Annotated in this window: 12 protein-coding genes; 5 read left to right on the top strand and 7 right to left on the bottom strand. The window is 53.6% G+C overall.

Annotated features, from left to right (window positions below):
* Positions 1–128 precede the first annotated feature (128 nt).
* Together BXP70_RS05445 and BXP70_RS05440 are read left to right on the top strand one after the other, a co-directional pair.
* Entirely contained in the window at positions 129–3,098 is a 2,970-nt protein-coding gene (locus BXP70_RS05445; RefSeq protein WP_086593003.1) for a M1 family metallopeptidase, read from the top strand.
* Positions 3,099–3,135: 37 nt separating this feature from the next.
* Positions 3,136–3,717, top strand: coding sequence for an inorganic diphosphatase (locus BXP70_RS05440; protein ID WP_179197597.1), 582 nt, complete (start codon positions 3,136–3,138; stop codon positions 3,715–3,717).
* Positions 3,718–3,810: 93 nt separating this feature from the next.
* Here the strand turns inward: BXP70_RS05440 and BXP70_RS05435 are convergent, their stop codons facing one another.
* Positions 3,811–4,518, bottom strand: a complete 708-nt coding sequence (locus BXP70_RS05435; RefSeq protein WP_086593001.1) for a hypothetical protein — start codon at positions 4,516–4,518, stop codon at positions 3,811–3,813.
* A 383-nt stretch (positions 4,519–4,901) separates the two neighbouring features.
* Here BXP70_RS05435 and BXP70_RS05430 point away from each other — a divergent pair, with 383 nt between their 5' ends.
* From BXP70_RS05430 to BXP70_RS05420, 3 genes are all read left to right on the top strand, one after another.
* On the top strand, positions 4,902–5,309 hold the full coding sequence (locus tag BXP70_RS05430) for a 6-pyruvoyl trahydropterin synthase family protein (RefSeq protein ID WP_086593000.1): 408 nt from the start codon (positions 4,902–4,904) through the stop codon (positions 5,307–5,309).
* Positions 5,302–5,985 (top strand): GTP cyclohydrolase I FolE, encoded by a 684-nt coding sequence (gene folE, locus BXP70_RS05425; protein WP_086592999.1) that lies wholly within the window; start codon positions 5,302–5,304, stop codon positions 5,983–5,985. Before BXP70_RS05430 ends, folE begins: the two co-directional genes overlap by 8 nt.
* A gap of 155 nt (positions 5,986–6,140) precedes the next feature.
* Positions 6,141–7,058: a TIGR01777 family oxidoreductase gene (locus BXP70_RS05420; RefSeq protein WP_086592998.1), complete on the top strand. Its 918-nt coding sequence runs from the start codon at positions 6,141–6,143 to the stop codon at positions 7,056–7,058.
* Between the two features lie 107 nt (positions 7,059–7,165).
* Here the strand turns inward: BXP70_RS05420 and BXP70_RS05415 are convergent, their stop codons facing one another.
* From BXP70_RS05415 to BXP70_RS05390, 6 genes are all read right to left on the bottom strand, one after another.
* Positions 7,166–9,535 carry a transglycosylase domain-containing protein gene (locus BXP70_RS05415; protein WP_218779744.1) on the bottom strand — a complete coding sequence of 790 codons (2,370 nt, stop codon included), beginning with the start codon at positions 9,533–9,535 and terminating at the stop codon, positions 7,166–7,168.
* Positions 9,536–9,785: 250 nt separating this feature from the next.
* Positions 9,786–10,130, bottom strand: a complete 345-nt coding sequence (locus BXP70_RS31005; RefSeq protein ID WP_218779743.1) for a ribosomal maturation YjgA family protein — start codon at positions 10,128–10,130, stop codon at positions 9,786–9,788.
* A 17-nt stretch (positions 10,131–10,147) separates the two neighbouring features.
* Positions 10,148–10,534 carry a hypothetical protein gene (locus BXP70_RS05405; protein WP_143436376.1) on the bottom strand — a complete coding sequence of 129 codons (387 nt, stop codon included), beginning with the start codon at positions 10,532–10,534 and terminating at the stop codon, positions 10,148–10,150.
* A gap of 20 nt (positions 10,535–10,554) precedes the next feature.
* Positions 10,555–10,938 carry a hypothetical protein gene (locus BXP70_RS05400; RefSeq protein ID WP_143436375.1) on the bottom strand — a complete coding sequence of 128 codons (384 nt, stop codon included), beginning with the start codon at positions 10,936–10,938 and terminating at the stop codon, positions 10,555–10,557.
* Complete coding sequence (locus tag BXP70_RS05395; RefSeq protein WP_086592995.1) at positions 10,935–11,348, bottom strand: hypothetical protein; 414 nt, start codon at positions 11,346–11,348, stop codon at positions 10,935–10,937. The genes BXP70_RS05400 and BXP70_RS05395 overlap by 4 nt, the downstream gene beginning before the upstream one ends.
* Positions 11,349–11,484: 136 nt before the next feature.
* Positions 11,485–12,282 carry a ferritin-like domain-containing protein gene (locus BXP70_RS05390; RefSeq protein WP_086592994.1) on the bottom strand — a complete coding sequence of 266 codons (798 nt, stop codon included), beginning with the start codon at positions 12,280–12,282 and terminating at the stop codon, positions 11,485–11,487.
* Between the last annotated feature and the right edge of the window lie 6 nt (positions 12,283–12,288).

Genomic DNA, 12,288 nt, shown 5'->3' with positions numbered 1-12,288 from the left:
GGCTGGAGGTGAGAATATGGTCTTGGCAAACGGGCTAAGCTCCACAAAGGTTATTGCAGGCGGATCTTTCGGAGGCGAAAACGTACTTTCGTGGCGCATCTACTCGACCCGTTTGTGTTCATTCTTACATGAAACATTATCTCATTAGCTTCGGAATAGTAATTCTGTCTATCAATGCATTAGCACAGTCTTCTGCCCCAGGTACGTATTGGCAACAAGAAGTCAATTACTCTATTGACGTGACACTTGACGACCGACAGCACCTGCTGACGGCACAAGAAGAGCTACGCTACATTAATCACTCGCCAGATCAGCTTACCTTCATCTGGTTTCACTTGTGGCCCAATGCTTACCGCGACAACACAACGGCGTTTGCCAAGCAGCAGCTTCGCAATGGAAGCACCAAGTTCCAGTTTGCCAAACCCGAACAGCGCGGCTACATCGGTCAGCTTGATTTCAAAGTCAATGGCCAGGCAGCGCGCCTAGAATACGACCCGCTCAATCCGGATATTGCGAAACTCATCTTGCCAGAGCCCCTAGCTCCTGGCGCACAGATTACGATTACAACGCCCTTCCGAGTCAAAATCCCGGATTCTTTCTCCCGGTTCGGTCACGTTGAGCAGTCGTACCAAATTACCCAGTGGTACCCAAAGCCGGCTGTATACGACTCCAAAGGCTGGCATCCCATGCCCTACCTCGACCAAGGCGAGTTCTACTCGGAGTTCGGTTCGTTCGATGTGCGCGTTACGCTGCCGGCCAATTACACCGTGGGCGCCACGGGCGTGCTGCAGAATACCGAAGAGCAGCAACGCATGGACCAGTTGGCAGCAGCCACGACACAGAAGAAGACAGACAAAGACTTCGGCAGTGATCTTTCGTTTCCAGCCTCCTCTTCGGAAACCAAAACGCTCCGCTACGTGCAAGACCGTGTGCACGACTTTGCCTGGTTTGCTGACAAACGCTTCAACGTGCTTAAGAGCGGCGTCACACTGTCTTCAGGTAAGCAGGTCACGTCCTGGGTGCTATTCACAAACAAAGATGCTACCCAGTGGATTAAGGGCTTACAGGACGTAAATGATGCCCTTACTTACTATTCGCAGTGGGTGGGTGAATATCCCTACTCGGCTGCAACGGCAGTGGATGGCGCCCTCAGTGCTGGCTCAGGCATGGAATACCCTATGGTGACCGTTACGATGCCCGTGGCGATTGTGCACGAGGTAGGTCACAACTGGTTTTATGGCGTGCTGGCGTCCAACGAGCGAGCGTACGCTTGGATGGACGAAGGAGTGAACTCATACGTTGAAAACCGTGTAACCTCGCGCGAAGATCCGACAGCCGGGGAGTTTGGCTTCTTGCTGAAGTCAAGCAAAATTGCGGGCAGCCTAGGGTTGGAAGGCCTAACCTCGGCTACACTCAACCAGGTGCCGTATCAAGCAGCCGCCAGCCGAGGGCTTGATCAGCCAGTAAGTGGAGTGATGGCAGGCGACTATGGGAAAAGCAATTACCCCATAATTGTATATACGAAGACCGCGGCGTTGCTGAGTTACTTAGCGGCCTACCTAGGTCAAGAGAAATTCGACCAGGCGATGCACGCTTATTATGACCGCTGGCAGTTCCGCCATCCTTATCCTGAAGACATGCAAGCCGTGTTTGAGGAAAGTGCCGGTCAAAAGCTAGGTTGGTTTTTTCAGGATATGCTTCGCACGACCAACCGATATAATGCCACCGTGTCGGATTTGCAGACAACTGATGCGCAGGTGAAAGTATTGGTGCGCAACGAATCACCTGCTCCCTTCGCAGTGCCTGTTGCCACGCTAGATGCGCAAGGAAAAGTGCTCGAAACGCAATGGACGCCAGTAATCGGCACCGGTGAAGATGAGGTAGAAACGCAGCTCAATTTCCGACGCGAAGGAGTGGCTGCGGTTGTCATTGACCCGACGTACGTGACACCGCAACTGAACCGCCGCGACGACCACATGAAAACCACTGGCTCGTTGCGCCAGGTAGAGCCGCTACGCCTCAAACCGCTGCTTAGTGTGGAGCGCTGGGACAAGGCCACCATCAACTGGCTGCCAGTAGTGGGAGCTAATACCTCGGACAAGTTTATGCTAGGTGCGGCTTTTTACAACAGTCCGCTAAACCAAAAGCGCTTCAGCTACCTAGCGATGCCCATGTATAGCTTCAACCGCAATGAGCTTAATGGCATTGGCACGCTGAATCTGAACGTACTACCGCGGCGTACGGCGCGGCAGGTGGTCGTAGGCATCACCATTCAGCGCTTTGAGCGCTACAGCAAAGTAGAACCTAGCCTCACATTGCTTCTCCCGCATTCTGCTTACAACGCTCCACAACACTTCGTAAGGCTGGTCAACACCGCCGTGCGCAATCAGGATTTGAATCGTACGTCCAGCATCCAAACCGCCGAGTATGGGGTGCGTGGCGGCAACGCCCTTCAAAAATGGACGGCACACGTTGAGTTGAATCACCTAATACCTACGCTTGCGGAAGATAACCGCTCCCGTGAAGCCACGTTGCTACGCGCTACAGCCACCTACGAACGACTATATGCCCCGAAAAAACGGCTGCAAGCCCGGCTATTTGGCGGGCGGTTTCTGCAAAAGTCGAATGCTACCGAGTTTGTGATGGGCTTGAGCGGCAGCCCCGACTACCGCCGTCAGACAGCTTTTTTGGATCGGCAGCAGATATCGGATGCCTTTACCGCTCAAGTTCACCAGACGGATGGTCGCGACGGTGCCTTTAAGGCGTACTTACCCGTGCAGAGCCAACGCTGGCTTAGTACCCTCAATTTACAAGCGGATCTGCCCGTGACGCCTCTGGCCGTCTTCGCCGATTTTGGCGCTACCAAAGAGCGGCAACTCGTTGCGGCAGGGCGTAGCAGCCAGCGGCTATTCTACGATGCTGGCCTCGTGCTGCCAATTGCGAATGACATTCTACAACTTTACTTCCCAGTAACAGGCTCACAGTATCAGAATGGTTTTCCCAGCAGCCGTCAGAACTTCACAAACAATATCCGTTTCCTGTTGCGGCTCGATCGACTCAACCCCTTCTTGCTGCTGGATGAAGGCCTCGCTCAGTAATTGATTGCGTGTTATGTGGCTTATTGTGCGTCGAAGTTTGCTCGCTTTGCTTGTACTCGGGCTAGCTAGCTGCCAGCCCGACTATGCTCATCTGCCTACCTTCTCTTCAGAGCGCAAGCTACTGCAGGCTGTTATCGAAACGCCAGCCGGTACTAATCACGAGAAGATGTATGATCCGGCCAGCAAAGAATTCCGCAGCCGCCAGCGTGCTGGCACCGACTACGTCGTTGAGTTCCTACCCTTTCCGGGTAATTATGGCTTCATTCCCGGCACCTACACTACGCCAACTCCTAGCTTCCCGACAGGTCGGCCCCAGCCGGTGCTCGTGCTTGCTGAGAGCGAGCCTAGCGGCACCGTCCTAGAAATTATACCCATTGGCCTGTTGGTGCTGGAAGAGGCTGGCGTGCTGGAAAAAATAATCTTAGCAGTGCCTTCCCGCCCTAGCCAGCAGATACTTCCAGATGTCACCACATGGGCGGCACTACAGCAGCACTACCCGGCTGTACAGGCTAGTTTACGGCTGTGGTTCTTGCATCACGGTCAATGGGGAGCGGTGCATATAGTGGGGTGGAAAGATGAACACGCGGCCGAGCAACAGGTACGCAAAGCTATGCAGTAGTAGCGCAGCTGTATTTAACGCGAAAAAGCCCCGCCGTAATGGCGGAGCTTTTTCTATAAGTAGTAGGAATAAAGATAGTAACCTAGCTTGTAACTATTCAATCTTATTAGCGCGGTCCTTCACAGCTTCCAAGGCCACACGCATATTTACAATGTCGGCCCGAGCGGCTTCTTGTTCTTTCAGGTTAGCGTCGACTAAGTTGTTGTACTGTAGCAATTCGGCGGCGTTTTGAGCCAATTGCTGCTGAATTTCAACTTTACGGGCTTTGTTTTTCTCAATATCCTTCTTGATAGCTTCAGCTTTTGAGATAACGGCTAAGTGGTTGTTCTGCGAAGCCACCATCTGCTTTTCGGCCTCTGCTACTTGCACAGCCAAGTCTTCGCGGTAGAGCATCCGGGCGAAGTCTTTTAAATATTTCTCACCGGCTTTCCACTGCACTGGCGTGGCTTCCTTGCTCAAATAAGCGTTACCTAGGTCAATTGACCACCATACTGACGTGCCTGTTGGCTGTGCGTCTACTTTACTGATAACCCGAATGGGAGTCTTAGAAATATCCTCAATGATGATACCGTCGAGGCTATAAATACCTTTGTCGCTTTTTAGCTTACTGCCGAACTGAGTGTTCAGTTGTTTTTGCCAAGATTCATCCACTCGCTTGCTATCCAACTGAATAGTAACGCGTTGTCCTTTGCGAGGAATGCCTTTTACTGCCATATCCGTCTCATCGACGGGTGACTTCTGCGCGTAGCCGGTTACCGTCAGCACGAACACCAGCAAAGAGAGGAGTACGCCTTTTTTCATAAAAACTTAAGTAATTGATTGAAAGTTAGTTGCAAGTATTGCTAGGTCTTCGTTCAGGAGAACTACTTTTCAAGTTTAGCCATACTCATGCCATGTATGTAGGCTTTCAGTCGGGTTTCCTCTATACAGTACGATTTTGTTAAATTCATTACAACGCATATAAACACAGTGCAAAAATCACTCATCTTTTCTTGCGTTTGCACCACATAACCCTTCATCCCCCAAAGCGCCTACGAGCACAGCATTTAGGCCTTGCTAATTCCTTCGCGCTGTAGTTAACAGCCTAGTAGCTTCCGGGCTTGCGTCCAATGACAAAGCATTGAAATCAGCCGTAACTTGCAGGCTCCACGAACAAAAACACTAGCCACCGGTTCAGAACGACTATGCAAGTCACTGTTTGTCGCACCGAGCACTTTAATGCCGCACACCGTCTGCACAACCCAGCCTGGAGCGATGAGCAGAACCAGGAGGTGTTTGGCAAGTGCAACAACCCTAACTACCACGGTCACAACTATGAACTGACCGTTCGTTTGACGGGCCCAATCGATCCGGACACGGGCTATGTGTACGACATGAAGAATCTGAGCAAGCTGGTGAAGCGCGAGATTCTGGATACCTTTGATCATCGAAATTTGAATCTTGACACGGAAGATTTCCGTGCCCTCAACCCTACGGCTGAAAATATTGCCATCGTGATTTGGCAGCGGCTGCGGCCCCACCTAGCTCCGCACCTCGCCTTATCGGTCACGCTGCACGAAACCGACCGTAACTCTGTAGAATACCATGGATAAATCCGTGCCCGCGGCAGCTGCCACGGACGGCTCTCCCGTCCCTCACACTGACGCTCATCTTGCTCCCGATTTGCGTACACCACTTCGCACTGATGCATTTGCCCTGAGCGATGAAGAAAAGGTTGCCGGCATTGCCGAGCACTTCCGCGAGATCATGAATCTGTTGGGTTTAGACCTCAACGACGATAGTTTGAACGGTACGCCCCGTCGCGTAGCAAAAATGTTTGTGCACGAGTGGTTTAAGGGCCTTGATCCGGTGCATCGGCCGGAGGTACGACTTTTTGCTAACCGTTATCAGTACCAGCAGATGCTGGTGGAACGCGATATTACCCTCTTCTCCTGCTGTGAGCACCACTTCGTGCCCATCATTGGCAAGGCACACGTAGCTTATCTACCTGGCGAGCATGTAGTTGGCCTTTCGAAGCTAAACCGGGTGGTGCAGTATTACGCGCGGCGGCCGCAGGTGCAGGAACGTCTGACCCGCCAGATTGCCGAGGAGCTCAAACAAGCCTTAGGCACCGACGACGTGGCCGTACTCATTGAAGCTGACCACTTATGCGTGATGAGCCGCGGCGTTAATGACACCAGCAGCGGTACGCTAACGGCTGAGTATGGCGGCGCCTTTGGGCAGAGCGACGCGCTGCGCAGTGAATTTTTGCGCTTAATTGGTAAATAGTTCGACTAGTACCCACCAGCTTCTGCTTGCCTAGGGTAGTTGACAGATTGCAGTCTTCTGTTAGTTTGCATCACGGTTCACCTTCCATTAGCTGTTGCGTAGAATAGCTAGCTTCTGATTGGCAGAACGTACTAACCTATTGGCCCTAAAAAAGAATGACGCGCAAAGTTCTCATCACGGGGGGTACGGGCCTGATTGGCTCTCGCCTAGCCGACATGCTCATCGATGCAGGCTACGATGTGGCCTTACTGAGCCGTCAGGCGAATACGGGGCGCCACCGGAGTTTCCGCTGGGATCCTAGTCGGGGCACCATCGACGAAGCAGCCATTCCCTACGCCGATTATCTTATTAATCTGGCTGGGGCCAGCGTATCGGAGGGGAAGTGGACGACTGAGCGCAAGCGCGATATTATGGATAGTCGCTTGGGTGGTACCGAGTTGCTTTTTCGGGAGCTAGCCAAGCCCAACCACCATGTGCAAGCGTTTCTATCAGCCTCGGCTATTGGCATTTACGGAGACAGCGGCGACCAACTTGTAGACGAGGAAACGGCACCAGCTCCTTCCGAAGATTTTTTGGCAGATGTATCCTATAAGTGGGAACTGGCCGGTCTGAAGGTCCACGACTTAGGTATCCGCACGGTAGTTATGCGCCTTGGCATTGTGCTAAGTTCGGAGGGGGGCGCCTTGCCGCAGCTCGCCCGTCCGATGAAGCTAGGGGCAGGCGTAGTGCTTGGCTCCGGCAAACAATACATGTCGTGGATTCACTTGGATGATGTCTGCCGTCTTTTCATCCAAGCGCTAGAGGAGCCACAGTGGCACGGCATTTACAACGCCGTAGCCCCTAGCCCCGTCACCAACCAAGAGTTTACCGAAACGCTGGCCGCCGTGATGCACCGCCCGTTGGTACTGCCTAAAGTACCTGCTTTTGGCCTGAAGCTGATGATGGGCGAAATGAGCGAAATCGTACTTTACAGCCAACGGGTGAGTGCCGAAAAGGCCTTGCAGCAAGGCTTCACGTTTGAATATAAGGAGCTCCAGCCTGCTTTAGAGTCCTTTTACGGGGAAGATGAGTAAATACTCTTCGGGCTACACTTAGAAACTGGTTTCCAGCTAACTTTCTAGGTTATGAGACCAGTGTAGAGACGCAAAATATTGCGTCTCTACTTATTCGGGTTTAGTCATTATAAGCTATCTGGAACCGCAATGGTGCCGCTGTTAATCCGCTCCAGCAGATCGTCGGTTACAATAGAATCCACGGGCGTATCGCGGCGCTGACGGGGCTCGGCAGGCGACACACAGTTGTACTTTTTCGTAATTTTCACCGACGGTTTCGGGAAAGGCCCCATGGTGATATCCAGGTTTTTATCCTGGTAAAGTTTTTCCATGTACGTGCCATAGATGGGCAGCGCCATGCGGCCACCTTCTCCTTGTTGCGAGTTGGTGAAGTGAATGCTCCGATCTTCGCCCCCAACCCACACGCCGGTTACGAGGTCTTTGCTAACGCCCATGTACCAGCCATCGGAGTAGTTGGACGTGGTGCCGGTTTTGCCCCCTATCTGGTTGTTGTTATTCCACAAGTCGTACTCCCACAGGGCCTGCGACGTGCCACCGGGCTCGTCCATGCCACCGCGCAGCATATAAAGCATGAGCCACGCCGTTTCAGGCGAGATGGCGCGCTTCTGCCGCGGATCGAACTGCTTAATAACGTTGCCGTTGCGGTCTTCGATGCGGGTGATAAACTGCGGTTCGCTGCGGAAGCCTCCGTTGACAAAGGTGCTATATGCATCTACCATTTCGTACACGCTCACATCACCGGCCGAACCTAGGCCAATGCTCGGAACATCGAGCAGCTTGCTTTGTATCCCAACTTTGTGCGCGTACTGAGCCACGTTGTTCCAACCTACCTTCTCCGTCAGCTGAGCCGTTACGGAATTCACAGAACGGGCCATGGCGTGGCGTAGGGTCATGTTGGTGCCGGTGTAAGAACGCGTCACGTTCTTGGGCTGCCACTCCATATCCTTGCCGTTCTCTACATACTTGATCGTCACGCGCTCATCCCGAATCCGGTCGCAAGGCGAGTAGCCGTTGTCGAGGGCGGTGAGGTACACGAACGGCTTGAAGGTAGAACCCGGCTGCCGCTTGCCTTGCTTCACGTGGTCGTACTTAAAGAAGCGGAAGTTGATACCCCCTACCCACGCTTTTACCTGGCCCGTAAACGGGTCCATGGTCATCATGCCGGCGTGCAGAAAGTGCTTGTAGTAGGCTAAGGAATCGAGCGGCGACATCACCAGCGTTGTATCGCCGTCGCCCTTCCACGTAAAGACCTTGATGGGATGCTTGGCATGCAGAACCGAATCGAGGCGGGCGGGCTGGCCTTTGTAGCGATCCGCCAGTTCTTTGTACAGTTCGGTGCGCTTAATCTGCGTTTCGATGAAGTTGGGAATTTCGTGGCCGTCGTCGTCTACCCACGGGTTGCCGCCACGGTTGCGCCAGAATCGGTCGAACTGCTGTTGCAGCGTCTTCATGCGCTTCTGCAAAGCTTCTTCCGCGTGGGCTTGCATGCGCGAATCGATGGTGGTGTAGATGCGCAGCCCGTCGCGGTACATGTCGTAGCCGTTCTGCTCGCACCAGTCGTTTACAAACTGCCCCACCGCCCCACGGAAGTACGTATCGGGGCCATCGATGTGCTTCACGACTTTATAATCCAGAGCAATAGGCAGCTTCTGCAAAGAATCGACCGCGCCGGCTTTCAGGAACCTAGCTTGCCCCATGCGCTCCAGCACTACGTTGCGGCGTTTTAGGGCGCTTTCGGGGTGAAACTTCGGGTTATACGCCGTCGGATTGTTCAACACGCCTACTAGCATGGCTGCTTCTTCGGGCTTGAGGCTATCGGGCGAAGTGTTAAAAAAGGTCTTGGCGGCTACTTTAATTCCGAACGCCTCCGAGCCATACTCCACGGTGTTGAGATACATCCGCAGAATTTCTTCCTTCGTGTAGCGCCGCTCTAGCTCCACGGCTGTCAGCCACTCCTTGGTTTTGCTGATCAGTGTGCTCACAACGGGAATATGCCCTAGGGCACCCCGCGTTTCGCCGCGGCGGGTTTTATAGAGATTTTTGGCGAGCTGCTGCGTGATGGTGCTGCCACCCCGTTTGTCACCTTGCAGCACTGCGTACACCGAGCCCACAATCGCTTGCGGATCGATACCGGAGTGCTTGTAGTAGCGAACGTCTTCGGTTGCAATGAGCGCCTTGATCAGGAGCGGCGAGATTTGATTGTACGGCACCGGCGAACGATTCTCGCGGAAGTATGTACCAATCAACACATTATCAGCAGTATAGAGCTCGGAGGGCTGTTCTACTTTGGGGTTCTCCAACTCTTCTAAGCTCGGCGACTTACCAAACAGGAACAAGAAGTTGGTACTTACCAAAATGGGGTAAAGCAGAAACAAGCCGGCCCCTATCACAAACGCGGCCCAGATAGCACGCGAAAGTCTATTAGGCCAACGCCGTTTGGGCGTTTCATCTGTTTTTAGGGTAGGGGAAGCAGACATGCAGAACGTGTTGGGAGCCAGCCAGAGCCATAAGCTCCGTTAACGGAGGGGCAAATATATCAGTTAGCCGCGGGTCGCGACTTTTCTGATGTCAAGCTTGCAAAATAGTACCCCCATAAACTGCAAAGACCTGATGAACAGTTTCCGTTAGTTAAACTAACTCCACCCGGTTCCTGCCGAGCTTAGCCATCACCCATTTCTCCAGAACAAAACCGAATGCCACACCCACGGTATAGCAGGCTAGGTCGCTTCACAAGAACCCATGCCCCAGCACCAAGCTCCCTAGGGTTGTACTACGCAGCCAATCGAGCCAGGGCGCGTGATAAAGCTGACTGACCTCGATGGCAAACGCAAAAACGAGCGCTCTACTGGCGACCCACCAGCTAGGTTTTCTGCTGAATGCAATTCTAATAAGCCAAAATACTAGCATTGCCCAGAGCGCATCGCCAGCGTAGGCACTGATAAAAGTCGGCAAATAGCCCCCGTATTTTCGGGAAGCTAGGCCTGCTAAAGTAGTTATGAACGCTAGAAAAAGATACGGGGTGCGGTGGCGTGCAGGGTGCCTAGCCTTGCGAGCCAGAGAGCTACGTTTCATAGCATGAAGCGATTGTATCAAGCTAGCTTTTCAAGTAAATGAATACTCAGGGCTACCAAGGCCATGGCCGTGATGCCGGTAGCGCCCAAAAAACCTAGCACCGCCGCCAAACGCCACGCCACGCTCCAAGAATTAGTCTTGACGTGATTGGCGATGCGCCACGCCATGCTTGACGCCATCCAGACCAGTAGCAGCAAAGACGTAGAGAGCATGCCTACTAGGAAATACTCAGCCTTGGGTGTGTTGGGCCAAACCTCCTTAATGAAGATCAGGTTCACAACGGCAAACACCAGCGTTGCCAAAAGCCACCAAAGTACAGTAGGAACAAGTTGCAGCACCAAGAGCAAGAAATCCGCTAGTTGGACTGCAAGCGCTGCGTTGTCTTTCTTTTCGGTCAGTTTCATGCGTCCTAGCGTCAAAAAGGTCATTGCCACCCCTTACTCATACTTCTATAAGCGAGCCAGGTCGCAAATGCGAGGCAAGCCAAATGAAACACCACGCACAACCAAAAGACGAGGTGGTGCTTCCAGAACTGCGCGGTATCGACGGGGCCAGCGTGCTCTAGGTGGGGCAAGGCAAGGGGCAGCGTAGCCCAACGCAACACGGCCGCATTGGTGAGCAGCAACACAACGCTGAGAGCAGCGGCCCCTAGCCAAACCTGCTGTAAAGCAGCATAGCTCCCCACATCTGCGCTGCCCGAGCGGTACCAAGCAGGAATTTGGACCCATACCCAAAGCAACGCCACGTTGCCTACCAACACCCCTAGGCACAAGCCTGCCGACAACGGTCTTACAATCCTTAGGCTCATTGCGGCAGCGATTCAGCGAGCGAAGAAGAGTTCGTTGCGGCTTCCACCACTCCCACCAAGCTAATTAGAACTCCTAGCGCGTAGCCCCACCCTAGGTAAGTAGCCCACTCGTGCAGCTCGGCTTGCATGTCGGTTGAGAAAAACAGCGCCACGCACAGCACCTCATGGACGGTGGTAAGAGCCCAGAGCACAATGGCGCGAGTTGGGGTTGCTCCCCCACGTGTCAGCTTCCACCGCAGACCGTATAGGATCAAGCCTGGTATGCCAATGCCGAACAGGATACCGAATACTAACAACACGTTCATCCCTAGAATAGTGAGCGTGTCCTTAATTTGTTGAGCAGTGGCTACTTGACGGCCCAAGGAGGTACGGCCGTTTTGGGGTGATGCGGTGTGCGATGTAGTTTCCATAATAGTTAGTGTCTCTTAAAAAGGGGGGCTTTTGCCGTAGCTAGGGTTTTAGGATCGTGGTGGCAGTAGGTATTTTGCACCTAGGTAGCACAAGCTGACGGTGCCCAACAGGTACCCTAGGTGGCGGGCCACATCGTTAGTGAGCCCAGCGCGGTTGCACGTGCCGGCTCGAAGCCCAGCTCGCACATGGTTGATCGGCTGGCACAATAGGTTGTTGGCCGCGAATGGTAATGCGCTCCACCTGTCTCTGCATCGTCTCGGTCCAGATCCACTTGTTCCACACGGCTCCAGCGAAGGTGAAGAAGCCGTACCCGCCAGCCCGCATGGTGCGGTGGTAGCTCAGCCACACCACCACGATGGTACCAACGAGCAGCCCGCCGTAGGCTTTGCGCACCAGCCAATTCCGGACTTTGCTGCGCCCCTGGCTGATCTGGTGGAGCGTGAAGCATTGGAAGTTGAGATGCATCTCCTCATCAGCCAGAATGCGCAGGCAGATTTGTTGGAGCAAGCCCGAGTAGGTAGCTTGAAACAACGCCCGATAATATACCGAGGCAATGATTTCGGCCGTCAGAATCACGCGCACGGTGTTTTCCAGGCTGATCTGCCGCCGCAACCGTTGGAAGATTCGGTCGAGCCAGTGTGTGCGTAGGCGCGGTATGTCTTCCCGATCTAAGTAGGTGCCGAGCACGGCGGCGTGGTCGTGCTCCTCTTGCAGAAACAGCTTGAGGGTGCTTGCGTAGCTAGGGTCGGCTAGCTGCTGGGCTTGTTGGCAGAAGTGTTTTCCGTCGGAGCTTTCGCCTTTCTGAAAGTGTTGGATGGAGCGGCGGACGGCGCGCTTTTCACGGTCAGTCAGCTCGTAGGTATCATCCCACCCTAGATTGTCGAGGTGGTTTTGGTTGGCGCGGAAATACGCAGCCCAGTCTTGGAAATTCATAGCCGT

The organism is Hymenobacter crusticola, from assembly GCF_002154225.1.
Taxonomy (GTDB): Bacteria; Bacteroidota; Bacteroidia; order Cytophagales; family Hymenobacteraceae; genus Hymenobacter; species Hymenobacter crusticola.
Note: the sequence above shows the minus strand (reverse complement) of the source record. Positions and strands in the feature narration are given on the sequence as shown.